The following is a 25,448-nucleotide window of genomic DNA, read 5'->3' on the forward strand; positions in this document are numbered from 1 at the left end:
ATGAATTATGGTTAATATTGTTTTGCTTCATGAAGGGGAAATGCCAACATTAGAGGAAACGTATAGAAGTTTTCAGTATCTTGTTAAAAACTATAAAGTAACAATAACAAAAGTTAATTCTGTGAAATTTACAAAAGGTAAAATGGAATCAGCGGATGTGATTATTTGTGTACGCGGTCATAGTCCTGTTACTTATGCATGTCTGAAAAAGGCGTTGGAATATGGGAAAAAAATTTTGTTTTTACTGGACGACGACCTGAAAGATATGCCGAAAGGTTCTTTTTGGTATCCGGAGAGAAAAAAATGGTTATTGCGCTGTCTTGGTTTATGTGATGGGCTGATGACTTCAAATCAGCTGATTGCAGATGAGTATAAACAGTTTTTAAAAGGAAATCAGATTGTGATCATTAATACTGCTGTTGCTCCGGAGACAATAGAAAAACCAAAAGAAGTAAATGAAGTGGTAAAAATTGTGGTAGCGGCCTCTGAGTGGCATGTAGATAATTTTGAACGTTTTGTAAAACCTGCTTTTCTGAAACTGGAGGAAAAGTATGGGAATTATCTGGAATTTTATTTTGTGGGTTTACATCCGGCCATGAAGGAAATCCGAAACAGGCAGCTGATTCATTATATACCTTCTATGGGAATGGATGACTATGTAGATTACATGAGAAATCATAAGTTTGATATTGGAATAGCAGTACTGGTGCCGAATCATTTTAGTGAGAGAAAATATTTTAACAAGTTTATTGAATATACAAGATATGGAATTTGCGGTATTTATTCAAAATGTATGCCCTTTGAGCTGGTGGTTGAGGATGGAGTAAATGGCTTTTTCGCTGAAAATACACCAAAGAGCTGGTATAAAGCAATTCGCAGAGCAATTGATAATCAGGATATTCGAGTAAAGTGTATTGAGAATGCACAGGAATATTTGAAATCGAAACATAATGAGGAGTATCTTTTTGGAAAAATGATAAAAGACTGCCCGGAACTGATACATTTTAAGGCCCCGAATTGCGAAATGAAAGGAATCGAAGAGTATTTGTCCGCATGGAAGGTGAGACATCTTATGTTTCGAATTTGCGAAAGTGTTTATCTGACGTTCAGTTCGCTGTCCCATTTTGGAATAAAGACAACTATAGAAAAGGTTAAAAGGAAATTTAAAAGTTAGTGTAAGAGATATGCATGTTATGTGATAAATAGTTTATGTCATAGAGTAACATTATAGAAAAGGGAGGTATTTATGGAACCAGCATTAAAAAGACAGGAGAGAGAAAAAGTAGCTGATAGAAATAGTATCAGAACTATCCTGAAAATGCTTTCATGGAAAAATATTGTCTGGCTGATATTGTTTTCTTTGCTTTTGAGTACGTGCCTTTTTTCTTATGTCAATATTTTTGTTTCCAAATTGCTGCCAAAAGAGGAGATTGTGATTACAGTCAGTGAGCCAGGCAGTGTTTCCAATGGAAGTGAAGTATGGATTTATATGATTGACAATAAGGAAATATCAGAAGAACAGTTTTTGGCAATGGAAAGGACTGGAGATTGGTGGTTTAGAAACGCAGAAGAATGGGGGTATGAAAATAGTATAATACTGGGTGGAGTAGAAACCAGTTCTCTTACGATACCTGTCACAAAATCGCCCAGTGGAGGAATCAGTATTTGGTGTCAGGCGTATTCCGGAGCAATTGATGTTGAAGCAGATGGAGAAATAAAGCATTATGATTTGTATTCGGAGGAAGGGGCTTATATACAGATAACGCCATTTGAAGACAGTTTATTTACAGTTTTGATAACAGTATTTGTATATATGATTCTTACATGTATAGTAGCATTTTTTTTGTTGCTTATGATAGGATTTATTCAGAGTATAAGTACAGATGTGAAGGAGCCGCAATATGAGTACTGGACGGTGGTATTAACTATTTTTATATGTACTTATATTTTTGATGTGGTTTGGTATAAAAAAGGTATTGTTAATTTTAACGCTTTTGGTGATCAGCCAGGTTACTGGGATGTTGGAGGCCAGTTTGCTCAGCCAGACCTGACGAAAGATACAATTATTGAAATAATCAAAACAATTTCACCTATTAGAGGTTATGGTACTGTTTTGCCGGCTTTTATTGCTCAGTTTGTAGGAATCAGAGCACATGTAGATTCCTATTTAGTTTATTTTTTGCTGCCATCTTTGGCTAATGCATTTTTATTTGGCTACATTCTTCCCAGAATATATGAGATTATTCATAACAGAAAGGTTTATTTATGGCAGATTTTATCTGCATGCCTGGGATTTCTGATTTTCTATAAAGGCTTGCTGGTAAGCATTGGAGGCGACCTTTATGGATTAGTGCTATATTTGGCCGGCGCATTATTCGGAATTTTGATTTTTAAAACAGGAAGAATAAAATATGCAATTGGAAGCGGTGTGTGTTTTTCCTTGTGTCTGACGATTCGAACCAGTTATCTGATTGGTGTCATAGTGCTTTTGATTGTGATGGTGATTTTAGTTGGGTTAAACTTTAAAGGAAAGATTCAACAAAACGGACTTTTTCCTTTTGCTGCAATATCTGCGAGAGGAGCTGTTAAGATGGTGATTGCCTTTTCGGTTTCATTTTTATGTATATGTATTCCACAAATATATATGAATGAGATACGGGGGCATAGAGGACTTTTTGCATATGATCAGGATGGAGCTTACTTTACGAAGACTACTACAGTATTGGAACAGGCAGCAGATGTGACTTTGCGGGGGTGGCTGACAGGATATCCTTATCAGGTTTACGATGACCAGGTACATTCTATCAGGCAGGCAGCAGGTTACAGAGATGAAAAGGAAATAACAATGGCACAATCTTTTGATGCATATTCCAAAAGTCCATTGGACACGTTGGTTGCTATTGGAAAAAGAGCTTTTGCAATGGTGGATATTAAAACTAATATGAATCTGCCGAATGTAGGATGGAGTGCGCATACCAAATATTATATTTTCAGTACAATAAATTATATTTTTATTGCAACAGCATTATTTACGTTATTGAATAAACGATTGCGTCAATTGCTTTATCAGAAAATGGATTTCTTTTTTTGGGGGGCAGTTTTGTTGGGGCCGGTGGCTCCTTTGCTGGCTTCTAAAATTGAGTGGAGAGAGGTTGTAGTTGAATATCTTTTTTATATTGGATATGCATGTGCATTTTGTTTTGCAGGAAGCCTTTACAGTGAAGAAAAGAGACTGGCGATCAGAGAAAGTAATTACCTTCCCTTTATGACATGTGTTGTGTTTGCACTACATGCAGTTTCACTTACCATGTATTCAAATTATGTTTTTTAGTATAAATCAGATGTATATATACTGAATGAGGAGATAAAAATGATTCCATTTAATGTACCGCCTTATATAGGTTCAGAATTAAATTATATAAAGGATGTTGTGGAAAAGCACAGAATTTGTGGAGATGGTGACTATACCAGGAAATGTAATCATTGGTTTGAAGAGAAAACCGGGGTGCGGAAAGCACTTCTTACCACGTCCTGTACCCATGCTACGGAAATGGCAGCTTTACTTTGTGATATAAAACCAGGAGATGAAGTGATTATGCCGTCCTACACATTCGTGTCTACGGCAGATGCCTTCGTGTTACGTGGCGCAAAAGTAGTTTTTGTGGATATCAGGCCGGATACAATGAATATTGACGAAACACTGATTGAAAATGCTGTTACAGAAAAAACAAAGGCCATTGTACCGGTTCACTATGCAGGCGTGTCATGTGAAATGGATGCAATTATGGGTATTGCCAGGAAATATAATCTGGCTGTAATAGAAGATGCTGCTCAGGGAATTATGAGCACATACAGGGAGAAAGCGCTGGGAACGATTGGCGATTTTGGGTGTTACAGTTTTCATGAAACGAAAAACCTTTCCATGGGGGAGGGGGGGTGCTTACTTATTAAAGATGAAAAGGATATTGAGCTGGCAGAAATTATCCGTGAAAAAGGGACAAACCGTAGTAAATTTTTCCGCGGACAGATAGATAAATATACCTGGGTGGAACAGGGTTCTTCTTATCTGCCCAGTGAACTTAATGCGGCGTATTTGTATGCTCAGCTGGAAAAAGCGGAAGAAATAACTAACGATCGTGTTGCAAACTGGAATAAGTATTATAAGGAATTAAAACCTCTTGCAGACAGAGGGAAGATAGAACTTCCTTTTGTTCCGGAAGAGTGCGTACACAGCGGACATATGTTTTATATAAAAGCAAAGGATCTCAAAGAACGTTCTGACTTTATCTCATATATGAAAGAGAATGGAATTGGGTGTGTCTTTCATTATATTCCCCTTCATACTTCTCCGGCAGGAAAAAAATATGGCCGTTTTGCAGGGGAAGACAGATATACTACAAGAGAAAGTGAGAGACTTGTAAGGTTACCCATGTATTATGGGCTGACCAGAGAAGATCATCAGAAGATATGTGAGAAAGTAAAGGATTTTTATAAATAGATGATAAAACAGAATAAACTAAAAGTGTACATTGAACTGCATATATTGCTTTTTATCTATTCGCTGGGGGCTGTCTGCTCAAAATATGCGGCGCAAAGTGAATTTTTGTCGGCTGAATTTTTATTTTTTTACGGATTGGTTTTGGTTGTTCTTGCAGTATATGCGATTCTCTGGCAACAAATATTAAGGAAGCTGCCTTTGGTCACAGCTTATGCCAATAAGGCAGTTACTGTTATATGGGGGCTGATGTGGGGGCTGCTTATTTTCAAGGAAACTATTACAGTATGGAAGATTATCGGAGCAGCTATAATAATTGCAGGAATTTATATGGTGGTAACAGAAGATGCAAATTGATTTATTATATGTTCTTGTTTTTTTGATTGCAGTTTTTATGTCATCTGTGTCACAGATTTTATTGAAAAAAAGTGCAAATAAAGAGTATGACAACAAGATAAAGGAATATCTGAATTTTCCGGTTATAATAGCCTACGGACTGTTTTTTTGTTCATCTCTTGTGGTGGTATTGGCGTATAAAGGAGTTCCACTTGCTATGGGGCCTGTATTGGAAGCAACCGGTTACATATGGGTTTCAATTTTGGGCGGAATATTTTTGAAAGAACATATCAGCAGGAAAAAGGTGTTGGGGCTGGCGGTGATTATAATTGGAATACTGGTATTTAATATACCATAGGAGTAGAAGATGAAATTGTTAAGTTTTGTGATACCATGTTATAGAAGTGAAAAAACGATAGAAAAGGTTATTGATGAGATTATTGCTGTTGTGGGACAAAGGAGTGAATTTGACTATGAAATAATTGCAGTAAATGACTGTTCCCCGGATAATGTGTATGAAGTGCTGGTAAAACTTGCAGCGGAAAATAAAAAAATTAAGGTGATAAATCTTGCTAAAAATGCCGGAAAACATGCCGCAGTTCTTGCAGGTTATGCTTTTGTCAGTGGTGAATATGTTATTAATCTGGATGATGATTTTCAATGTCCGGTATACAGATTGTGGGATCTTCTTGCACCGCTTTTGACAGATGAGGCAGATATTACCACTGCAAAGTATGAAGTGAAGAAAGAATCTTTCATGAAACGTTTTGGCAGCAATGTGAACCTCTGGTTTTCAGAACAGATGCTGGATAAACCCAGGGGGCTGCGTTTTGAAAATTTCAGTGCTATAAAAAGGTTTGTATGTGAAGAAGTTAAGAATTATAAAAATCCCTATCCGTATCTGGAAGGGCTTCTGGTGGGAGTTTCGAAACGGATAGTGGCCATCCCTATGGAAAATCGAAACAGGGCAGATGACAATACTTCAGGGTTTACGGTTATAAAGTCTGTTTCATTATTTGTAAATGGTCTGACAGCTTTTTCAATTAAGCCCCTTAGACTGGCATCTTTTATTGGTTTTTTATTTGCTTTTATTGGTTTTGTATATGGTATGGTAATTATTATCCATAAGTTGCTGAATCCGGAGGTGCTGTTGGGTTACAGTTCCATGATGGCGGTTATTATTTTTTCCAGTGGAATTATTATGCTGATCTTGGGGATGATTGGAGAATATGTAGGGCGTATTTATATCAGTCTTAATAATTCACCTCAATATGTTGTCAAAGACAGGATTAATTTTCAGGAAGAAAATAAAGCGGAATATTCAGCAACCGGGATTATGGAGGAATTATCAGAATGAATAAAGTTATAATTTTTGGTCTGGAAGAATTTGCCACTATGATGTGTGAGTTTATTATGAAAGATGGAAAAGATGAAGTGGCAGGATTTTGTGTGGATGAAGCATATCTGCCGGAAAAAAAGAAGATCAGTGTTATGAATAAGGAATATCCCATTGTGGCATACGAAAAGCTGGAAGAGTATTATAAACCTGCGGAGCATGCTGTTTGTCTTTGTATAGGTTATACGAAAATGAATCAGGTACGGGAAGAAAAATATAAAGATTCTCTGGAAAGAGGATATACTCCGTACAGTTATGTGCATCCCTCAGCAGTGGTACTGGCAGAAAGTGTGGGGGGGGGGGGAATTTCATCATGGAAAATGTTACTATCGGACATAATGTTAAAATAGGAAATGGAAATATTTTCTGGCCATGCTCCCATGTGGCTCATGATACAACAGTGGGAAACTTTAATTTTTTTACCATATCTGTTGCAGTTGCAGGGCATGTTTCTGTTTCTGATAATTGCGTCTTTGGAGCGAATTGTACCGTAAAAAACGGAGTTAAAATTGGAAAGAATACACTTGTCGGTGCAGCAGCGTATATTCGGAAAGATACAGAAGAGAACAGTGTTTATGTACCGCCAAAAAGCTATAGACTGGAAGGGAGAAGCAGTTTGGATTTCAAACTCTGAAAATAGGATGGAAAAAAAGAATGTATTAGTTTTGGGAGTTGGAGGGAATGTAAGCCAGGGTATTATTAAGGCATTGCGTTTTTCTCAACTGCCATTGAAAATTTATGGGGCATGTATCTCGGAAATGTCCACAGGCTTGTATATGTGTGATGAAAGTTATATTTGTCCTTTTGCCAGGAGTTCTGAGTTTATACCATGGGTTATCGCATTTTGTAATACGCATGATATCAGTTTAATACTTACAGGGGTAGAAGAAAATGTCCTTGAACTGGCCGGAAATGCAGAGGATCTCAGGAAAAATACCAGGGCCAGATTTATCTCATCGTCATATGAACAGTTACTCATTGGTCAGGATAAACTGCTTACCTGCAGATTTTTACAGGAAAATAAATGTAATTATCCGGCATATTCCTGTTGGGAAAGTGCAGACGACGCAGTGTCTTTTGCTGAGAGTGTTGGTTATCCTGTTCTGGCAAAGCCCAGGCATGGAAAGAGTGCACAGGGAATTCTGATTCTGGAAAATCAGAGTGAAATAATGGCAAAACCGAATCTGAAAGGTTATGTACTGGAAGAATATATTGGTAATTCAGAACGGGAGTATACAGTTGGATGTTATGTAGACAAAACAGGAAATCTTCGTTCTGTAATTCCAATGCACAGGAAACTTAAAAATGGCACTACAGTTTGGGCCAGAGTTATTTCAGATACTCGTATAGAGGATGAAGCCAGAAAAATATGTAGGGCGTATAAGCCAGTTGGACCATTTAATATCCAGATGCGTTTAAGAGAAGATGGGACGCCGGTGTGTTTTGAAATGAATGTTCGTTTTTCAGGTACCACAGCCATGCGGAGCAGATTTGGATTTGAAGATGTAAAGGCAGAAGTATTGGAATACGTGTATGACCAGAAAATTGATAATTGCTTTCATATTGTGCATGGTGAGGCATTTCGGTATGATGAGGAATTTTATATGACAGGAAGTCCGACGCAGGATATGCGTGGTGCAGGTAAAATTATTGATTTTGCAGAATATAAAAAAACATTATGATAAGTTATATGGGAAAGGAAAAGTATGAATATATTAGTGACAGGTGCGAATGGGTTTGTGGGACATTGGATCGTCAACGTCCTGAAAAGAAAATATTATATGATTGGAAGTGGTACGAAAAGGACAGCAACTTATGATGAAAGTCTCGATGAATATATTCCATGGGATCTTGGGCACGAACCTGTTCCGGAAATATTATCAGAACAAAAAATAGATATTATTGTTCATTGTGCAGCCAGCAAAGACATGAATGATCAGTCGGAATCGCTTATTTATGCAAATTGTATGGGAACATACAGGATTTTTCAGCTTGCTGTCACATGCAGGTGTAAAAAGATTATTTTTATTTCCAGTTTACCTGTTATCGGAATACCAATGGACGGAATTATTGATGATTCAGGAGAAATGAATCCCCAGTCTGTGTATCATGCTACAAAAGCAGCAGGAGAGCTGATTTTGAATCAGGCCGGACGTTATGGAACAGAGGTGATTAACCTGCGGGTTCCTTCTCCGATTGGACCGGATATGCCTGTAAAATCTATCGTACCGATTTTTGTAAATAAGGCATTGGATGGAGAAGAAATTATTATAGCGGGCAAAGGTACAAGGCGGCAGAATTATATTGATGTCAGAGATTTGGGATATGTGGCAGGAGAACTTCTTGAGCATAATGGTTGCAGCGGGACTTTTAATATCGGCGCCAGAAAAACAATTTCCAATATTGAACTTGCAAGGCTTTGCGTGAAACTGACAGAGAGCAAATCAGATATAAAATTCGCTGACAGAGAGGATCCGGCAGATGGACAGGACTGGAGTATTGATGACAGACGACTGAGAAGTATAGTTGGCGAATATCAGCGGCATAGTATAGAAGATTCCATATTGGATATTGCGAGGTATTTAAGAAACCAATGAAACTGGTATTTTTCTCTGATGTCCATGGAAATGGGTATTCAATAATGAAATTTTTTGAAGAAATAAAGCAGGTTTCTTATGACATGATAATTTTTGGCGGAGATATTTTCGGCTATTACTATGACCAGGAAAAAATCATCAGAACGCTGAGAGAACATGACTGTATTTGTCTTCTTGGAAATCATGATCAAATGTTTTTGGACGTTCTGGAAGGGAAAATCAGTGAAGATAAACTTGTTATGAGATATGGCCTGACTTATAAAAATGTTTCGGAACGTATATCCAAAGAAAATGTGGAGTTCTTATATTCTTTAAACAGCAGATTTGATTTGGAAACGGACAGCATGCATTTGGCTTTTGTTCATGGTTCCCTGGATGATCCTTTAAATGGACGCATTTATCCTGATACGGAAATTAATGACTACAGAAAATATGAAGGGTTGGATTATGTTTTTATGGGACATACCCATCATAAGATGAAAAAAGTTTTACCTGGAGGTACAATTCTTATTAATCCAGGATCAATTGGACAGCAGAGAGACGGGAAAGGGTGTTCTTACGTAATTTTTGATACTGTCAAAAGAACAGATATTCTTTATAACGTAGATTACAACAGAGAATATCTTGCAGCCGATATAGAAGCACATGATGAATCAGCTGAAATGAGAGAAAAATTACTGGAAGTTTTATACAGAAAACCGGATTACAGAAAATTGGATTCTAAAAATATATCATCATAATCGTATATAAATTTTTTGAAAGATAAAGGAGTTTTGGGATGGTGGAAAAAAGACGGTTATATTCCTTGGATGTATTAAAATTTTTAGCGGCTATACTTATAGTCTTTCATCATTTTCATCAGTGTTTTGGTTCTGGTAATATGAAAATATTATTCTATAAGGGTTCGGTTATTTATTATGGCCATTTGGTCGAGTTCTTTTTTATTCTTTCCGGAATTTTTATGGCAATAAAAAACGATGTAAATCAGAATACGGCTTTTGGTAAGTTTATTAGTAAAAAAATAATCCGACTGATGCCTGTGGCGGCTTTAAGTGTTATTGTGTTTTCTATATTATCAGCAATTTATTTTCATATTACACAGAGCTGGTGGCTTGACATTATACCAACGCCATGGAATATAATGAAAAGCTGCCTGCTAATTTTTGCGGGGGGGGGTATATCAGATAGTGGAGTTATGCCTAATAATCCAATCTGGTACCTGTGTGTGCTCCTTATTTGTTATGTATGGTACTGGCTGATTTTATGGTTGGCAAAGCGTTTGGCTGTAACTCCCAGATTTATGTTTATTGCGATGATTTTTCTGGGAATGGGAATTATTACATATAATATTACTCTCCCATTTTTAAACAGTTCAGCAGCACGGGGATATATAGCTTTTTTTATGGGTGTTGAGCTGGTTGATCTGTATAAGGCTGCACTCGTAAAATGTAAAAGGGAAATCTGTTGTGTATCCTCAGGAGTGATTTTTCTTTTTGTTGTATTATATGTGGTTAATGCAGAGTTCTTTTTAACAGATGGTCAGGGATTTCTGCTTACATTCTTGTTTTTTCCCGCATTAATTTGTGTTTGTGTGTGCTCAGAAGTTGTCAGAAAAATATTTTCTCATCGCATATGTGGGACACTTGGGGCTGTCTCTTTTGAAATGTATATATGGCATTTGGTTATATTTATGCTTATGATTACGCTGGATGCATATGGCATGATTGATTTTCAGTCAGAATATGGAACAATGTCAGGAACATTATTGATTATTATTATTTGGGGATATATAGTTTATTATTTGGTAGAAAGGCCATTGACAGAATGGCTGACAAAAAAGATGAATGTTTAGTGAAAGGTATTTTCTGTTGTGAAAGGTGAATTTATTTGCAATTATTGGAAAAATGTAGTAGAATGTAGCGTAATATGTAAGATATTTAAAAATAATGAACAGCAATACTAACCTGCATAAAGTAAATATGATGTGTAAATGCTATATTTATGAAAATGTAGTCAGATATAGAATGGAGTATTTATGAAAAGATCAGATATTTGTTTTATCAGAGCCAAAATGAAAGATGATTATGTATTTGATGGGATAAAAAATTGTGGTTTTAAAATTATGATACCATATAAAGACAGGAATTTACTGTTACGTTGTATGCGGGAGGCCTGGTTCAGGCTGCGAATTCCTAAAAGGGTATGCTGGTATAATAAAAAGATTGCGAGAACAGATGCAAAAGTTTATATAATAATGGATCCTCTGGTTACACCTGATTTGCTTGAATGGATAAAGGAAGTACATCCTGAAAGCAGAATGATTTTTATTTATGAAAACAGAGCGGATAAAACGGTAAAGCCTGATGAGACAGGAGATTTTCTGGAAAAATGGTCTTATGATCAGGAGGATTGCCAAGAATACAATATGAATTTGCAACATGCAGCATATTTTGACAGATACAGATTTCAACCGGAAGATAAAAAAACTTCTTTTTATGATATTGTATATTTAGGAAGAGATAAAGGAAGATTGAAAGAAATATTGAAAATTGAAAAAGGTTTTAAGTCTATGGGATACAGAACATATTTTCATATCTGTGCAGACAGAATGTTCCTGAAATATAAGAATCCCCATTATAAATCTCTTATGTCATATTCTAAATATATTGAATTGCTGAAAAGGAGCAGGGCTGCATTGAATGTAGTTTGTGAAGGACAGTCCAGTGTTACACAAAGAGAGTTGGAAACTGTGTTTTGTGAAGTTAAATGTATTACAACGAACAAAGCAATAAAGGATTTTGAGCTTTATCATCCAAGCAGATATTTTATTTTAGGAGAGGACAGGATAGAAAATCTGCCTGAATTTATGGAGTCTTCATATGTGCCTGTTCCTGAAGAGAAACTGAAAGAATATAAATTTGAAAATGTTATAAGAGAGATGTTGAAAAGGGGAAAATAATGGCATTTTTAATAATGGTAATTCTTTGTATTTTGGGAATTGTAATGCCGAAATCGAGAGGTGCATCCATACTGATTTTGCTTTATATGTGGATTTTTTATGGATTCAGCACATATTCAGGTGATTATATCAGTTATCAGTATGTATATGATTCCATGAAAAATGGCCTACTGCTGTTTCATTTTGAGCCGGCGTTTAGTTTGCTGATGCTGTTTTGCAGTAAATTGGGGTTGAGTTTTACTGGTTTTAAGATTGTACTTTCATCCATTTTTATTGCTATGTTAGCAGGTATTGTGAAAAAATATACAAATTACACAGCTTTTGTCCTGGCAATGTTTCTGATATTTCCATTTTCATATTTTGCATCTGTTCTCCGGGCAGGAATTGCGGGCTTGATTATAGTATATGGAATAGATTATTTAGTACCTTGCAGCCAAAAGGAAAATAAGGGTAAATATTTACTATGTGTATTAGCAGCGATGTTATTCCATACATCTTCTCTGTTCTTCCTTGTTTTTTTGCTGGCAGGAAAAGAGGTAAACATAAAGAGGATTTTAAGTATCCTGATAGTAATGTCTGGTGTAGTTATTGCCTATTATTTTGGATTTTTTTATTATATTATAAGTTTTTTTACAAACAGTGAGAAAATACTCTCATGGCTGACATATGAATCAGCGAATAACCTTCTGAACTGGAAGGGTGTATTGTCCCAGATTTTTGTTTTAATGGGCATTGTATGGTGTATAAGGAAAAGTAAGAATATAAGTAATCATGTTTTGAAAGTTTCCGGACAGCCAGAAACCTGTGAGAATAAAGTCAGGTTGCATCAGACGGTATTTAACTGTAATGTATGGATGTGTTTATTAATACCCTTTTTTTTTATAACGTCTGTATGGATGCGGTTTTTATGGGAATTTTCATTGATTAACATATGTGTTTGTGCTAATACGATTGAGATAGTCAGGGTTTATTCGAAAAAGCCATCAGGAAGGAAACTGGTAGTTCCAGTAGTGGGGATTATATTATTTTTTGGACAGATATTGCTTCTATATTATACAAATATGCCATACAGGGGAACGACAGACTCTGTATGGTTAATGTTTAAAAATAATCTGATATTTGAAAGATTTCTTTTTTAAAGCAGTGTCAGACAGGAGAGTTTTTTAACTATGGAAAAAGTTACTAAAAAGCAGTTTGCTTCCGGGGCAATATGGAAGATTACGGAACAGATTTCTGCAAAAGGGGTTTCTTTTATTGTATCCCTGGTTTTAGCAAGACTTTTGCTTCCGGCAGATTATGGAATTATAGCAATCACAACAATTTTTACAAACTTTTCCGATGTCTTGATTGAAGGAGGGTTCAGCACAGCATTAATACAAAAAGATGAAGTGGATGAATATGATTATAGTTGTACCTTTATTGCAAGTTTGACAATGGCCACAGGATTATATCTGCTCATATTTATATCTGCGCCTCACATTGCTGATTATTATGCTGAACCCATACTTACACAGGTTTTGAGAGTTATAGGGCTGGTGCTTTTCATACAGGCTTTTTCTTCAACAAGGAATGCCGTTGTGCATAGAAATATGAAGTTTAAACTTTTATTTTATTGTAATCTGATTGGAAGTTTGCTTTCTGGTATTATGGGGATTGTTGCGGCATATCAGGGGTTTGGTGTATGGTCACTGGTTTTGCAACAGTTATCTCAGCAGATTATTGTTACGATTTTACTGTTTGTAAAATTGCATTGGAGATTTAAATGGAAGTTTAAGAAAGAGCGTTTTAAAGAGATTGTTGGTTTTAGTATAGGCGTGATGGGTGCCGGATTGCTGAATTATATTGGCAATAGTTTTTATAATCTGGTGATAGGGAAAAGATACTCCATTAAAGATTTGGGTTATTCAGACAAAGGTTCACAGCTGCCCATGCAGGTTTCTTTGTATACGTTCAGTTCAATGTCAAGTGTATTACTACCAACTTTATCCTCTTATCGGGATAATCCTGATACTTTTAAAAGAATTTTGCGCAAAGTTGTCAGTATGACAAGTTATATTGTCTGTCCTATGATGTTTGGCATGGCAGTTGTATCTGAGGAACTTATTGTTTTATTACTTACTGACAAGTGGCTGCCTGCTTTGAGAATTATGCAGTATGCCTGTATTTATTACCTGGCGACACCATTTATGCTGATTAATGTTCAGGTTTTTTATGCACTTGGACACAGTTTTTTAAGAGTTAAAACAGAAATTATTCGTTTACTTCTGATGCTTGGAGGCTTACTGATTTTTAGTTTTGCCCTTGAATGTAATATCAGTCAGTTATCATTAGTCAGTGCAGTGATTGCTGTTCTGACAGCAATATTGACTTATTACGAAGTGAGAAAAATAATCAGTTATAAATGCAGGGAAGCATTGAGGGATATTATCAGGCCGCTTCTGGCTTCTGTTATAATGATGGTGGTAATTGGAGTTGTAAATATGGTTTTGGCTGATTTTATTTCAACATCGCTGATTTTGTCTTTAAGCGTGAAGATAATAGCAGGAATGTCAGTGTATATCTTTTTTTCAATTGTCTGGAAGATGGATGGGTATGTCGAAATTAAGCGGGCACTTAATGCTATAAGAAAGTAAATTTACAAAACGGAGGAGAAAGCTGAATGAAAGGATGGATAATAAAAGAAAATTAATGGAATCAGCACAAAGATATGGAAAGTCGCCATATGATAAACATTTAATGAATGTAGCTGATAGCCAGATTATATATTGATTTTAGTAAACAGGAGGAATGTAAAATGGAAATTCAATTATTTAAAGCAAAGTATGAGATTGAAGAGTGTCTGGAACAGATTAGAGAATGTTTGGAGGTTGGATGGACTGGTCTGGGATTTAAAACAGTCGAATTTGAAAATGCATGGAAAGTATATACAGGTCTTCCTTTTGCATATTATTTAAATTCTTCTACAATTGGTCTGTATATGGCGGTAGATATTTTGAAAGAACAGTATGGTTGGGAAGATGGAGATGAGATTATTACCACTCCTATTACATTTGTTTCTTCCAATCATGCTATAATGAAATCACGTATGAAACCGGTATTTGCTGATATTGATGAAACGATGTGTTTGACTCCGGAGTCAGTAAAATCTCGTATTACAGATAAGACACGTGCAGTTATGTATGTAGGTCTTGGCGGAAATATGGGGCATTATTATGAGATTGTTAAAATTTGCGAGGAAAATAATTTAAAGTTGATTTTAGATGCGGCTCATATGGCAGGCACTCGTTATAACGGCAAGATTCCGGGGGGCGAAGCAGAAGTTGTTGTGTATTCTTTCCAGGCAGTTAAAAATTTACCTACAGCTGACAGTGGCATGATTTGTTTTAAAGATGGGAAGTTTGATGAAATTGTTCGAAAGAAAGCGTGGCTTGGGATTAATAAGGACACTTATGCAAGAACACAAAATATGGGAAATTATAAGTGGAAATATGATGTGGAATATGTTGGAGAAAAAGGACATGGAAATTCTGTTATGGCAGCTATAGGGTTGGTTCAGTTAAAATATCTGGATCGTGATAATGCATACAGACGTCAGCTTGCATACTGGTATCGTGAAAGATTAGAGAAATGCAAAGAAAAAATTAAGTTAGTACGAATAGAGGAGGGATGTGAAAGTTCATATCATTTGTTTCAGATTTGCGTGGATAAACGTGATGAACTGATGCTGGCATTGAATGCAGCGGGAATTTATCCAGGTGTTCATTATGCAAGCAATATTAATTATAAAATGTATGATTATGCACAGGGGACATGTCCTTATTCTGATTATGTGAGCGAGCATACAATTTCCCTTCCAATGAATCTTTATATGACCTATGAAGATGTCCAGAAAATTTGTGATGAGGTAATAAAGGTTGTTATGAAGTAGATTTAAAGTGATACTTAAGAATTATATGTAAATTAAAAGGAGCGAAAATGCTTTATAATGGTACATTAGAGGGACGTTATGTTGAGTTGCGTTCTGTAACGGAAGCAGATGCAGAATTTACGTTGAAACTCAGGCAAAAACCAGAGGTTATAAAATTTATTCCTGCGTTAAAAAATACGTTGGAACAGCAGAAAGTATGGATTACTTCTCAACAGCAGAAAAAAGGAGATTATTTTTTTGTTATATGGAACAAAAAGGGGGAAAGGATAGGCACTATAAGTTTATATAATATAAAGGGTAATACATGTGAAGGGGGGCGTCTGGTTGTTCAGGGAAATGCATTTGAAAGTATTGAAGCTCAGTTATTATCTTTTAAATTTGCATTTGAAGAGCTTCGATTGAGTGAGGTTGTCAGCTATATTTACGCTGATAATGAAAGAGCAATCAGATTTAACAAGCAGTTTGGTGGCGTTTTATTTGAACCAGAACCAGATGAAGATGGGCGTATGTCGAGAAAAACGATTAATACAAAAGAATCTTTTGAAAAAGCTTCAGAAAGATTATCAGCAATGCTTTACAGAGAAAAGAAACAGTAAAAGTCTTGAATTGAAGGAGATTATTATGACAAATTTGGAAAAATATAATCAGGCGTTTTGTGAGTCTTTGGAATTGACAGAAGATAAATTGGAGGGGCTGGAATATCAGCAGATTGCAAATTGGGATTCTGTAGGGCACATGGGGCTTGTTGCGTCTCTTGAAGATGCTTTTGATATTATGATGGACACAGATGATATCATTGATTTGAGTTCTTACGAAAAAGGAAAAGAAATACTGGCAAAGAATTATGATATTCAATTTTAAGGAGCAGTGCAATGTGGGATTTTGGAAAGTTTGGAAGCAGAAATGCTGTTATTGATGAATACGGAGAAACTGTTACTTATGAACAAATGGAGCAGGAAGGAAATCAGATTGCAGATGTAATTGGGAAAAGATGCCTGGTATTTTCACTTTGTGAAAATACCATAGGTTCTGTTTTGGGATATTCAGCTTTTATCAATCGTAAAATAGTGCCAGTTTTATTGAACAGCCATTTGGAAAAGGAGCTTCTTGAAAATCTGTTATCCACTTATTGCCCGGCTTATTTATGGATTCCTGAGGAACAGAAAAATAGTTTTGAAAATACAAAGATCGTATATGAAGCACATAAATATGTGTTATTGAAAACAGATTACAAAAAAGAATATCCGCTTTTGGATGAACTATGTCTCTTGCTTACCACGTCAGGGTCTACAGGAAGCCCTAAATTTGTACGTCAGAGTTATACAAATGTGAAGGTGAATGCAGAGTCCATTGTGAAATATCTGAAACTGGATGAAACAGAAAGACCAATTACGACTCTCCCTATGAATTATACGTATGGACTTTCTATTATTAACAGCCATTTTCTGGTGGGGGCTACGTTGCTTGTGACAGATAAGGGACTTATGCAAAAAGAGTTCTGGAGTTTTTTTAAAGAGCAGGAAGCCACATCATTTGGAGGTGTGCCTTATACTTACGAAATGTTAGACAGGTTACGTTTTTGGCGTATGAAGCTGCCCTCTCTCAGAACGATGACACAGGCCGGAGGGAAATTACTTCCGGATCTGCATAAAAAGTTTGCAGAATATGCGGTTGAAAATGGAATGAGTTTTGTGGTAATGTACGGACAGTGCGAAGCGACAGCCCGTATGGGATACTTGCCTGCAGAAAAAGCCATTGAGAAGTGTGGGTCTATGGGAATTGCCATTCCAGGGGGAGAATTTCATTTGATTGATGTAAATGGTGAGGATATTTCAGAGCCTCTTGTGACAGGTGAGTTGGTTTATGAAGGTGCAAATGTTACTCTTGGATATGCTGAGTGTGGAAAAGACCTGATGAAGTCTGACGAACGGAATGGTATACTCTATACGGGTGATATGGCACAGTTTGACAGCGATGGATATTATTATATTGTAGGCCGGAAAAAAAGATTTTTGAAAATCTATGGAAACAGGGTGAATCTTGACGAAATCGACAGAATGATAAAAGGAAAATTTGATAATGTCGACTGTACAAGTGCCGGTGTAGATGATCATATGTACCTTTTTGTAACAGATGCTTCCCTTGCGGAGGCAATAAAAGAATTTGTTGTGCTTAAAACAAAATTGAATCCGGCGGCATTTAAAACGGTGGTACTTGATGAAATTCCAAGGAATGATTCGGGAAAAACCTTATATAAGGAACTGACAAAATATTATGAATAAAAAGATTCAGTTGTTTTTACTTCCCTTTGCAGGTGGAGATGCATACTCTTTTAAAAATCTGACAGATGAGTTGGATAGCAGAATAGACGCAATTACAGTGGAATATGCTGGTCATGGTACCCGGCGAAAAGAAAAATTTATTGTAGATTATCAGGAGTTTTTAGAAGATGTGCTTTCTAATATCAATGAGCAAAGAGTTGCAGGAGCAGGGTATGCTGTTTTAGGATACAGTATGGGAAGCGCTATTACATTTGATTTATTGACAAAAAAATTGCTGGACGGAAATCCGCTACATGCGTTTCTGTGTGCAAGAGGTTGTCCGAAATACAAAAGTCCAACCCAAAGTTATTATGCGCTTTCAGAAGATGAGTTTATCAGTAAAGTCATGCAGCTTGGAGGCATGGAAGAAAGGCTGTTGACGGATAAACGGTTTTCGAATATTTATTTAAGACCTTTGCGGGCAGATTATAATGTCTGGAGCCAGTATAAATATGATGAGTCTGATGAAAATCTGTCATGCAATTTATCTGTTTTTTATAGCAGTAAAGATGAAACTTGTATTAATCCGTTTGGTTGGGCAGAACTGACATCAGGGAATGTTGATTTTTATGAGATGGGTGAAAATCATTTTTTCATTTTACAGCATTATAAAGAGATGGCTGAAATCATCAGCAAAGTGTTGATAGAAGATGAAGTATAATATATGACGGGAGTGACCAGAGAGGATAGAAGAATGAAGTTTGATGAAATTCTGAATATAGTGCCTTATTCTTTAAATAAGGCAGAAAAGGAGAAAATGCTAACAGAGCGTCTTGTGGAACTGACAGAGCATCATCGGCAAAACTGTCCGGAGTATGCACGTATTCTGGATAGCATTTCATATAGCAGGGAAAATGTGAAAAGTTACAGAAATTTACCTTTTCTTCCTGTTCGACTTTTTAAGGAACTGTCGTTAAAAAGTGTTCCTCAGGAAGAAATAGTTAAAACCATGACTTCTTCGGGAACATCCGGGCAGGCGGTCTCCAAAATATATCTGGATAAAGCAACATCCTCCAACCAACAGAAAACCATGGTGAAAATAGTATCTGACTTTACTGGTTCCGGACGTATGCCGATGATTATTGTGGATTGTCCTTCTGTGGTAAAAAACAGATCAATGTTTTCTGCAAGAGGAGCCGGTATTTTGGGTTTTTCAATTTTTGGTGCAAAGAAAATTTATGCATTAAATGACGATATGAAACTTGATGTGGAAGGACTGGCAGAATTTCTGGAAAAGTATAAGGGAAAAAAAGTGCTTTTATTCGGATTTACATTTATGGTATGGCAGCATTTTTATAAAGAATTAGTCAGACTGAAAGAGGAAGGAACAGAATTTGATCTTTCCAATGGTATCCTGATCCATGGGGGAGGCTGGAAAAAACTTGTAAGCGAAGCAGTAAGTCCGGAAGAATTTCATGCAAGATTAAAGGATGTATGCGGGCTGGACAGTATTCATGATTACTATGGTATGGTGGAACAGACAGGCTGTATTTATATGCAGTGTGAATGCGGTCATCTTCATGCCAGTATTTTTTCAGATATTATTATAAGGAAACCGGAAGACTTCTCAGAGAATGGGATTGGAGAAAAAGGAATCATTCAGGTTGTATCCACAATTCCGGAGTCTTATCCTGGTCATTCACTTATCACAGAGGATGAAGGAGTTTTACTGGGAGAAGATGACTGTCCCTGTGGGCGAAAAGGAAAATATTTTAAAATTATCGGGCGCTTGAAAGATGCGGAAATCAGGGGGTGCAGTGACACATATGCAGCAAAATTCAATTAGTCAGGAAAAAAGTAATGTTTTAAATACTGTTACTTACTTAGCAGGCAGTATGGAAATTTTAAATCATATGGGAACTGTTCCGACCAAAAAGCCATTTGATGAAGAAATTATAAATTTTTTGAATGAAGTATCCAGGGTACTTATGGGGATGAGAGAGGCGAAAGCATATCCGGATGTTATTACATTGGGATTTTGGATGCGCAAATCATCAGTTTTAAACTTAAGAAAAAGATTTGAAAAGAATGATGGAGATTTGCATGTGGGACGCGGAATTGTCTTTCATATAGCACCCTCCAATGTACCAGTTAATTATGCTTATTCTCTGGTTGCAGGCCTTTTAACAGGAAATGCCAATATAGTAAGAGTACCTTCAAAAGATTTTCCACAGGTTTGGATTATTAATAAGGCTATTAATGAAGCCTTACAAAAATTTGATAATTTAAAATATTATGTTTGTCTGATTCGATATGGAAGAAATCGGGAAATTAATGATTTTCTTTCAGCTATGGCAGATGTAAGAGTTATCTGGGGCGGGGATCGTACAATTGCAGAATTACGGGAGTCTCCTTTGGCGCCAAGAGCAGGAGAAATTACGTTTGCTGACAGATATTCTCTGGCAATCATAGACAGTGATATTTATTTAAAAACGGATAACAGGAAAAAGGTAGCAGAAGATTTTTATAATGATACCTATCTTACGGATCAGAATGCATGCACCAGTCCCAGAATTGTTGTCTGGGTTGGGAACCGGAAAGAAGAAGCAAAGAAAGAGTTTTGGCAGAGTCTTTATGAAATTGTAAAAGAAAAGTATAAATTTCAGCCGATTATGGGAATTAATAAACTGACAAGCAGTTATCTGATGGCGGCGACAGAGTCCGGAGTGAAAATTGAAGCTCATAAAGATAATCTGCTTTTAAGAGTAAAGATTCCGGAAATAATGGAAGGGCTTATGGAATGGAAGGATAATTCCGGGTACTTTTTTGAATATGATTGTGAAAATATACTGGAATTAAGAACATTATGTAATGATACCCATTGCCAGACCATTGGATTTATGGGGGAAAAGGAGATAATTATTCCATTGCTGCAATCTGGCATTAAGGGTGTGGACCGTATTGTGCCAATTGGAAAAACAATGGATTTTGATTTTATCTGGGACGGATATGATTTATCAGAAAGACTGACAAGGACGATTAAATTAAATATTTAATCAGAGCAGATGAAGAATTTAAGATTATAATGAGACTGGAGAAAGTTTATGCGGACTGGATATGTAGTAGGAAATAGAAAAGTGGCAATTATAGGAGCCGGCTTTGTTGGTTCTTCCATTGCGTATGCTTTGGCTTTGCGTGATATTGCGAGAGAAATTGTTCTTATTGATGTTGCAAAAGAAAAAACAGCGGGTGAAGCCTGGGATATTCGCCATGGTTTGCCAAGTATGGGAACGGCAGATCTGTATGCAGGGGATTATTCAGATTGTGCAGATTGTGACCTGATTGTTATTACTGCCGGTCGAAACCGCAAAAACGGGGAATCACGCCTGGATATGGCAAATGAGAATGTAAAGATTTTAGAAGCAGTGATAAAGTCTGTACAGAAGTATTATACCCGTGGTGTAATATTGGTGATTTCTAATCCGGTTGATATACTTACACATAAAGCTGATGAGTGGATGGGGTTGCCAAATGGAATGGTGTTTGGTTCCGGATGTTTGTTGGATACATCTCGATTTGTAAGAACAGTTGCAGATTATATAGGTTTAAATACAGGAGTTGTAAATGGCTATCTCGTAGGCGAACATGGGGATAGTCAGGTTCCGCTCTGGAGCCGTGTGACGGTTGGAGGAATTCCTATTAATGAGTATTGTGAGGAAGTATCTTTGCCCTGGAACTCTGATATCCGTGAAAAAATTGCAGAAAAGACTCGTATTATGGGGTCAGAGATTATCCGAACAAAAGGAAAGACTCACTATGGGATTGCCACATGTGTATGTCATCTTGCAGATGCTGTTTTAAATCAGCGTCCAACGATAGTATCGGTAAGTTCGCAGCTTTTAGGAGAGCATGGTGTAAGAGGAGTTTCCTTATCTGTCCCTTCTGTCGTTGGGCCATCGGGGGTACAGCAGAGGATACGGGAACGGTGGGCTCCAGAGGAGTATAGGGGTTTTTTTGATGCAGTTGAGAAGGTCAGAGAGATACTGAGTTGCCTGGAATGAAGAGGGAAAATTATGTTACAAGGAAAAAATGCTATTATTACAGGGGCACGAAGAGGAATTGGACGTGCAGCAGTAGAAATATTTGCGAAATATGGAGCTAATATATGGGCCTGTGCAAGGAAAAAAGATAATAATTTTGAGCAGGATATGGCGCAAATAGCAAAAGCACATGGTATTTCAATATGGCCAACTTATTTTGAATTGACCAATGGAGATGAAATAAAAGACTCTGTTCAGGATATAAAGCGAGAGAGATTACCAGTACATGTTCTTGTCAATAGCGCTGGAATAGCAGAAGAAAGTTCAATATTCACAATGGCATCTATGGAAAAGATGCATCATGTATTTGAAGTGAATTTTTTTGGAATGACATTGCTAACACAGTATGTTTCCAGATTAATGATTCGTCAGGGAGGAGGGAGCATTGTTAATATTGCTTCAGTTGCTGGAATTGATGGAAGACCAGCACAATATGAATACGCAGGGAGTAAAGCAGCCGTTATTGGAGGAGTACGCCAGCTTGCACGAGAGTTAGGAAGTTATAATATTCGTGTAAATGCTGTGGCTCCAGGAATTGTTGACACAGATATGGGTGAACAAATCAGTGAAAAATTAAAAGATGAAGTAATAAGGAACGTGATTATGAAAAGAGTTGGAAAACCAGAAGAAATTGCCGAAGTGATAGCATTTTTAAGTAGCGATTGTTCCAGTTATATGACAGGGCAGATAGTACGGGTCGATGGAGGAATGTGATATGGCCAAAGTGGAAGAAATTTTAAAATGCCAGAAAGCGGCAGATGAAGTACGCAGAGATATTATAAAAATGGCATTTGCTACGGGTAATACAGGGGCGCATTTAGGGGGGAGCCTGTCTATGGTGGAGATTTTGTCGGCCTTGTATATAGGAGAGGTTAAGTTTAATACAGAGCATTTAGAATGGGAGGAGCGTGACAGAGTAATATTAAGTAAAGGGCACGCTGCTCTTGCGCTGTATCCAGTATTAGTGCAGGCGAAAATAATTGATAAAAATGAATTATTAACGTTCAAGCAGAATGGTTCTAAACTGTCGGGACATCCTTCATTAAATGGATTGGCAGGTATAGAGTATGCAAGCGGAAGTTTGGGGCAGGGGCTGTCTCTGGGCGTTGGGGTAGGCTTGGCATTGAAAAGAAAAAATAATTCTGAATCCCGGGTATTTGTTTTAATGGGAGATGGGGAGTGTGATGAAGGTTCTATTTGGGAGGCAGCAGCAAGTGCAGCACATTTTCAATTGAATCAATTGATTGCGGTTATTGATATGAACCATATTCAATATGATGGAGAAACAGATAAAGTGATGTGTATGGCTCCTATGAAAGAAAAATGGGAATCTTTTGGGTGGAATGTATGTGAAGTTGATGGACATAAAATTGATGAGTTGCTTGATGCATATAGGATAAAAAGTAATAAACCATTGGCTATTCTTGCAAATACTGTGAAAGGAAAAGGAGTTTCATATATGGAGGGAAACTGGCGGTTTCATAATTCAAGGCTTTCAAAAGCACAGTATCAGCAGGCAATGTCAGAATTGGAAGGTGTAGGATGATAGAGATTACGTCTAAAAATATGCGTATTTGGTCAAGGTTGGGGCCAAGCGGTGCATTAGGGGTAGCGGCTTTGGAACTTGTAGAAAGAAATTTAAACGTAGTAATGCTGACAGCGGATTTGAATTTTTTTTCAGGATTAGAACGTTTTAAGGAGAAATATCCGAATCATGTATATAATTTTGGTATTGCAGAACAGAACATGTTAGGCGCGGCAGGTGGATTATCGAAAGAAGGATTCATGCCGTTTGTAAATACTTATGCAAGTTTTGCATCTTCGAGATGCGCAGATCAGGTCAGAGTTAATATGTCTTATATGGAGTTACCTGTGAAACTTATTGGTTTGACAGCAGGATTTGGTGCGGGTGTTTTAGGGGCTACTCATATGAGTATAGAAGATGTTGCTGTTATGAGAAGTCTTCCCAATATTACCATTATTTCTCCGGCTGATTGTACAGAAGTAATAAAATGTATGTTAGCAGTTGCGGAAAATGATGAGCCAACATACATCCGTTTAACGGGACCGGTGAATACGCCAATTGTTTATAAAGAAGATTATAATTTTGAAATAGGGAAAGCTATTGAATTGGTTTCAGGTACAGAAGTATGTATGATTGCTACGGGTTCCATGGTGTATGAATCTTTGGAAGCTGCGAAATTATTAGAAGAAAAAGGTGTTTCCTGTTCTGTAATAAATATGCATACAATAAAGCCGGTTGATACTGAGATATTGAATAAAGCTATACAAAATTATAAACTTATTGTTACTATAGAAGAACATAGTGAATTAGGTGGCTTAGGAGGTACAATTGCAGAATATATGGCGAGGTACCATGGAAAAGCCGCCCTTGAAATAATTGGTATAAAGGATTTCTTTCCACATGCAGGAGATTATCAATATCAGTTAGAAGAAAGCGGATTGAAATCCTTCCAAATAAGTAAAAGGGTTTTGAGACGCGTGGAAGAAATTAGAACAAACGTTTGCAGAAAGGGGGGGGGGAATTTTATAATTTCTGAAAAACAATGTTCTTTCTCCTCTGTTAAGGAGGAAAAGAAATATGCCGCATGATAGAATATTAGAAGGAAAAAATGCGATTGTTACAGGTACAAGCAGTGGTATTGGCAAAGCAACTGTTGAGATATTTGCTCAAAATGGAGCCAATATATGGGCATGTATGAGAAGAAAAGATTTGGAGTTAGAAAAGTTTTTTTTAGAATTAGCTTCAAAAAATAATATATGGATTAAAATTCTTTGTTTTGATATGAATTCCTTAGAAGGAATGAGAAGTGCTGTAATGGACATAAAAAAAGAAAAAGTTAATATTGATATTTTGGTGAATAATGCGGGAACCACGTATGATGCATTACTGCCCATGTTGTCTATAGAAAAATCTAAGGAATTATTTGAAACAAATTTTTATTCACACATTCAATTTACTCAGTTTGTTAGTAGATTAATGATGAAGGTTGGAAAGGGATGCATAGTGAATACAGGTTCTTATCTTGGAATTGAAGGGAATCGTGGACAGGTAATGTATAGTGCAACAAAGGCGGCTATCCATGCAATGACGAAATCTTTATCGAAAGAATTGTCTGATTATGGAATAAGGGTTAATGCGGTAGCACCAGGAGTGGTGAATACAAAATTAATAAGCACCATGACCCGGAATGAGTTTGAAAATATTATGAATCATTGCTCATTAAAACGATTTGGAGAACCGGAAGAAATTGCAAATATGATTATGATATTAGCAAGTGATTTAAGCTCTTATGTAACAGGACAGATAATCAGAGTCGATGGAGGAATGTAGTACCATTTTTATAACTCTGAA

At 36.7% G+C, this 25,448-nt stretch carries 27 protein-coding genes; all 27 read left to right on the forward strand.

Going from position 1 to position 25,448, the window contains the following annotated elements:
* Positions 1 to 40: 40 nt before the first annotated feature.
* The 27 genes from VSQ32_19650 to VSQ32_19780 all read left to right on the forward strand — a co-directional run bounded on the left by VSQ32_19650 (position 41) and on the right by VSQ32_19780 (position 25,427).
* A complete protein-coding gene (locus tag VSQ32_19650; protein ID MEH2944995.1) occupies positions 41 to 1,174 on the forward strand; it encodes a hypothetical protein in 1,134 nt (377 codons plus the stop codon).
* 72 nt (positions 1,175 to 1,246) lie between these two features.
* The gene (locus VSQ32_19655; protein MEH2944996.1) at positions 1,247 to 3,331 is read left to right on the forward strand and encodes a hypothetical protein; all 2,085 of its coding nucleotides are present in this window, start codon (positions 1,247 to 1,249) and stop codon (positions 3,329 to 3,331) included.
* 39 nt (positions 3,332 to 3,370) lie between these two features.
* Positions 3,371 to 4,498, forward strand: coding sequence for a dTDP-4-amino-4,6-dideoxygalactose transaminase (rffA, locus tag VSQ32_19660; GenBank protein MEH2944997.1), 1,128 nt, complete (start codon positions 3,371 to 3,373; stop codon positions 4,496 to 4,498).
* The gene (locus VSQ32_19665) at positions 4,499 to 4,852 is read left to right on the forward strand and encodes a transporter (protein ID MEH2944998.1); all 354 of its coding nucleotides are present in this window, start codon (positions 4,499 to 4,501) and stop codon (positions 4,850 to 4,852) included.
* Positions 4,842 to 5,189 (forward strand): multidrug ABC transporter, encoded by a 348-nt coding sequence (locus VSQ32_19670; GenBank protein ID MEH2944999.1) that lies wholly within the window; start codon positions 4,842 to 4,844, stop codon positions 5,187 to 5,189. Before VSQ32_19665 ends, VSQ32_19670 begins: the two co-directional genes overlap by 11 nt.
* 9 nt (positions 5,190 to 5,198) lie before the next feature.
* Entirely contained in the window at positions 5,199 to 6,188 is a 990-nt protein-coding gene (locus VSQ32_19675; protein MEH2945000.1) for a glycosyltransferase, read from the forward strand.
* The gene (locus VSQ32_19680; GenBank protein ID MEH2945001.1) at positions 6,185 to 6,577 is read left to right on the forward strand and encodes a hypothetical protein; all 393 of its coding nucleotides are present in this window, start codon (positions 6,185 to 6,187) and stop codon (positions 6,575 to 6,577) included. Before VSQ32_19675 ends, VSQ32_19680 begins: the two co-directional genes overlap by 4 nt.
* Positions 6,541 to 6,861, forward strand: coding sequence for a DapH/DapD/GlmU-related protein (locus VSQ32_19685; protein MEH2945002.1), 321 nt, complete (start codon positions 6,541 to 6,543; stop codon positions 6,859 to 6,861). The genes VSQ32_19680 and VSQ32_19685 overlap by 37 nt, the downstream gene beginning before the upstream one ends.
* Positions 6,862 to 6,868: 7 nt before the next feature.
* Positions 6,869 to 7,909: an ATP-grasp domain-containing protein gene (locus VSQ32_19690; protein ID MEH2945003.1), complete on the forward strand. Its 1,041-nt coding sequence runs from the start codon at positions 6,869 to 6,871 to the stop codon at positions 7,907 to 7,909.
* Positions 7,910 to 7,933: 24 nt separating this feature from the next.
* Positions 7,934 to 8,824 (forward strand): NAD(P)-dependent oxidoreductase, encoded by an 891-nt coding sequence (locus VSQ32_19695; protein MEH2945004.1) that lies wholly within the window; start codon positions 7,934 to 7,936, stop codon positions 8,822 to 8,824.
* Complete coding sequence (locus tag VSQ32_19700) at positions 8,821 to 9,564, forward strand: metallophosphoesterase family protein (protein ID MEH2945005.1); 744 nt, start codon at positions 8,821 to 8,823, stop codon at positions 9,562 to 9,564. Before VSQ32_19695 ends, VSQ32_19700 begins: the two co-directional genes overlap by 4 nt.
* A gap of 38 nt (positions 9,565 to 9,602) precedes the next feature.
* Complete coding sequence (locus tag VSQ32_19705) at positions 9,603 to 10,676, forward strand: acyltransferase (protein ID MEH2945006.1); 1,074 nt, start codon at positions 9,603 to 9,605, stop codon at positions 10,674 to 10,676.
* 183 nt (positions 10,677 to 10,859) lie between these two features.
* The gene (locus VSQ32_19710) at positions 10,860 to 11,783 is read left to right on the forward strand and encodes a hypothetical protein (GenBank protein ID MEH2945007.1); all 924 of its coding nucleotides are present in this window, start codon (positions 10,860 to 10,862) and stop codon (positions 11,781 to 11,783) included.
* Positions 11,783 to 12,922, forward strand: a complete 1,140-nt coding sequence (locus VSQ32_19715; GenBank protein ID MEH2945008.1) for an EpsG family protein — start codon at positions 11,783 to 11,785, stop codon at positions 12,920 to 12,922. Before VSQ32_19710 ends, VSQ32_19715 begins: the two co-directional genes overlap by 1 nt.
* Positions 12,923 to 12,952: 30 nt before the next feature.
* Positions 12,953 to 14,416 (forward strand): lipopolysaccharide biosynthesis protein, encoded by a 1,464-nt coding sequence (locus VSQ32_19720; protein MEH2945009.1) that lies wholly within the window; start codon positions 12,953 to 12,955, stop codon positions 14,414 to 14,416.
* 161 nt (positions 14,417 to 14,577) lie between these two features.
* Positions 14,578 to 15,711 carry a DegT/DnrJ/EryC1/StrS family aminotransferase gene (locus tag VSQ32_19725; GenBank protein MEH2945010.1) on the forward strand — a complete coding sequence of 378 codons (1,134 nt, stop codon included), beginning with the start codon at positions 14,578 to 14,580 and terminating at the stop codon, positions 15,709 to 15,711.
* A 47-nt stretch (positions 15,712 to 15,758) separates the two neighbouring features.
* Positions 15,759 to 16,307 carry a GNAT family N-acetyltransferase gene (locus VSQ32_19730; GenBank protein ID MEH2945011.1) on the forward strand — a complete coding sequence of 183 codons (549 nt, stop codon included), beginning with the start codon at positions 15,759 to 15,761 and terminating at the stop codon, positions 16,305 to 16,307.
* Positions 16,308 to 16,332: 25 nt separating this feature from the next.
* A complete protein-coding gene (locus VSQ32_19735; GenBank protein ID MEH2945012.1) occupies positions 16,333 to 16,572 on the forward strand; it encodes an acyl carrier protein in 240 nt (79 codons plus the stop codon).
* Positions 16,573 to 16,583: 11 nt separating this feature from the next.
* A complete protein-coding gene (locus VSQ32_19740) occupies positions 16,584 to 17,993 on the forward strand; it encodes an AMP-binding protein (protein MEH2945013.1) in 1,410 nt (469 codons plus the stop codon).
* On the forward strand, positions 17,986 to 18,693 hold the full coding sequence (locus VSQ32_19745) for a thioesterase domain-containing protein (protein MEH2945014.1): 708 nt from the start codon (positions 17,986 to 17,988) through the stop codon (positions 18,691 to 18,693). The genes VSQ32_19740 and VSQ32_19745 overlap by 8 nt, the downstream gene beginning before the upstream one ends.
* Positions 18,694 to 18,726: 33 nt before the next feature.
* The gene (locus VSQ32_19750) at positions 18,727 to 19,818 is read left to right on the forward strand and encodes an acyl-protein synthetase (protein MEH2945015.1); all 1,092 of its coding nucleotides are present in this window, start codon (positions 18,727 to 18,729) and stop codon (positions 19,816 to 19,818) included.
* On the forward strand, positions 19,799 to 21,028 hold the full coding sequence (locus tag VSQ32_19755) for an acyl-CoA reductase (GenBank protein ID MEH2945016.1): 1,230 nt from the start codon (positions 19,799 to 19,801) through the stop codon (positions 21,026 to 21,028). The genes VSQ32_19750 and VSQ32_19755 overlap by 20 nt, the downstream gene beginning before the upstream one ends.
* A gap of 81 nt (positions 21,029 to 21,109) precedes the next feature.
* Positions 21,110 to 22,033: an L-lactate dehydrogenase gene (locus VSQ32_19760; protein ID MEH2945017.1), complete on the forward strand. Its 924-nt coding sequence runs from the start codon at positions 21,110 to 21,112 to the stop codon at positions 22,031 to 22,033.
* A gap of 12 nt (positions 22,034 to 22,045) precedes the next feature.
* A complete protein-coding gene (locus tag VSQ32_19765) occupies positions 22,046 to 22,786 on the forward strand; it encodes an SDR family NAD(P)-dependent oxidoreductase (GenBank protein ID MEH2945018.1) in 741 nt (246 codons plus the stop codon).
* A 1-nt stretch (position 22,787) separates the two neighbouring features.
* A complete protein-coding gene (locus tag VSQ32_19770; protein ID MEH2945019.1) occupies positions 22,788 to 23,618 on the forward strand; it encodes a transketolase in 831 nt (276 codons plus the stop codon).
* On the forward strand, positions 23,615 to 24,685 hold the full coding sequence (locus VSQ32_19775) for a transketolase C-terminal domain-containing protein (GenBank protein ID MEH2945020.1): 1,071 nt from the start codon (positions 23,615 to 23,617) through the stop codon (positions 24,683 to 24,685). Before VSQ32_19770 ends, VSQ32_19775 begins: the two co-directional genes overlap by 4 nt.
* Complete coding sequence (locus tag VSQ32_19780; protein ID MEH2945021.1) at positions 24,675 to 25,427, forward strand: SDR family oxidoreductase; 753 nt, start codon at positions 24,675 to 24,677, stop codon at positions 25,425 to 25,427. The genes VSQ32_19775 and VSQ32_19780 overlap by 11 nt, the downstream gene beginning before the upstream one ends.
* The last annotated feature ends 21 nt before the right edge of the window (positions 25,428 to 25,448 follow it).

The organism is Lachnospiraceae bacterium JLR.KK002 (assembly GCA_036941025.1).
Taxonomy (GTDB): domain Bacteria; phylum Bacillota; class Clostridia; order Lachnospirales; family Lachnospiraceae; genus Petralouisia.

Bases quoted from the DNA above. Each gene is read 5' to 3' on its own strand.
- VSQ32_19650 (MEH2944995.1), top strand. From the start codon at position 41: ATGCCAACATTAGAGGAAACGTATAGAAGTTTTCAGTATCTTGTTAAA.
- VSQ32_19655 (MEH2944996.1), top strand. From the start codon at position 1,247: ATGGAACCAGCATTAAAAAGACAGGAGAGAGAAAAAGTAGCTGATAGA.
- rffA (MEH2944997.1), top strand. From the start codon at position 3,371: ATGATTCCATTTAATGTACCGCCTTATATAGGTTCAGAATTAAATTAT.
- VSQ32_19665 (MEH2944998.1), top strand. From the start codon at position 4,499: ATGATAAAACAGAATAAACTAAAAGTGTACATTGAACTGCATATATTG.
- VSQ32_19670 (MEH2944999.1), top strand. From the start codon at position 4,842: ATGCAAATTGATTTATTATATGTTCTTGTTTTTTTGATTGCAGTTTTT.
- VSQ32_19675 (MEH2945000.1), top strand. From the start codon at position 5,199: ATGAAATTGTTAAGTTTTGTGATACCATGTTATAGAAGTGAAAAAACG.
- VSQ32_19680 (MEH2945001.1), top strand. From the start codon at position 6,185: ATGAATAAAGTTATAATTTTTGGTCTGGAAGAATTTGCCACTATGATG.
- VSQ32_19685 (MEH2945002.1), top strand. From the start codon at position 6,541: ATGGAAAATGTTACTATCGGACATAATGTTAAAATAGGAAATGGAAAT.
- VSQ32_19690 (MEH2945003.1), top strand. From the start codon at position 6,869: ATGGAAAAAAAGAATGTATTAGTTTTGGGAGTTGGAGGGAATGTAAGC.
- VSQ32_19695 (MEH2945004.1), top strand. From the start codon at position 7,934: ATGAATATATTAGTGACAGGTGCGAATGGGTTTGTGGGACATTGGATC.
- VSQ32_19700 (MEH2945005.1), top strand. From the start codon at position 8,821: ATGAAACTGGTATTTTTCTCTGATGTCCATGGAAATGGGTATTCAATA.
- VSQ32_19705 (MEH2945006.1), top strand. From the start codon at position 9,603: ATGGTGGAAAAAAGACGGTTATATTCCTTGGATGTATTAAAATTTTTA.
- VSQ32_19710 (MEH2945007.1), top strand. From the start codon at position 10,860: ATGAAAAGATCAGATATTTGTTTTATCAGAGCCAAAATGAAAGATGAT.
- VSQ32_19715 (MEH2945008.1), top strand. From the start codon at position 11,783: ATGGCATTTTTAATAATGGTAATTCTTTGTATTTTGGGAATTGTAATG.
- VSQ32_19720 (MEH2945009.1), top strand. From the start codon at position 12,953: ATGGAAAAAGTTACTAAAAAGCAGTTTGCTTCCGGGGCAATATGGAAG.
- VSQ32_19725 (MEH2945010.1), top strand. From the start codon at position 14,578: ATGGAAATTCAATTATTTAAAGCAAAGTATGAGATTGAAGAGTGTCTG.
- VSQ32_19730 (MEH2945011.1), top strand. From the start codon at position 15,759: ATGCTTTATAATGGTACATTAGAGGGACGTTATGTTGAGTTGCGTTCT.
- VSQ32_19735 (MEH2945012.1), top strand. From the start codon at position 16,333: ATGACAAATTTGGAAAAATATAATCAGGCGTTTTGTGAGTCTTTGGAA.
- VSQ32_19740 (MEH2945013.1), top strand. From the start codon at position 16,584: ATGTGGGATTTTGGAAAGTTTGGAAGCAGAAATGCTGTTATTGATGAA.
- VSQ32_19745 (MEH2945014.1), top strand. From the start codon at position 17,986: ATGAATAAAAAGATTCAGTTGTTTTTACTTCCCTTTGCAGGTGGAGAT.
- VSQ32_19750 (MEH2945015.1), top strand. From the start codon at position 18,727: ATGAAGTTTGATGAAATTCTGAATATAGTGCCTTATTCTTTAAATAAG.
- VSQ32_19755 (MEH2945016.1), top strand. From the start codon at position 19,799: ATGCAGCAAAATTCAATTAGTCAGGAAAAAAGTAATGTTTTAAATACT.
- VSQ32_19765 (MEH2945018.1), top strand. From the start codon at position 22,046: ATGTTACAAGGAAAAAATGCTATTATTACAGGGGCACGAAGAGGAATT.
- VSQ32_19770 (MEH2945019.1), top strand. From the start codon at position 22,788: ATGGCCAAAGTGGAAGAAATTTTAAAATGCCAGAAAGCGGCAGATGAA.
- VSQ32_19775 (MEH2945020.1), top strand. From the start codon at position 23,615: ATGATAGAGATTACGTCTAAAAATATGCGTATTTGGTCAAGGTTGGGG.
- VSQ32_19780 (MEH2945021.1), top strand. From the start codon at position 24,675: ATGCCGCATGATAGAATATTAGAAGGAAAAAATGCGATTGTTACAGGT.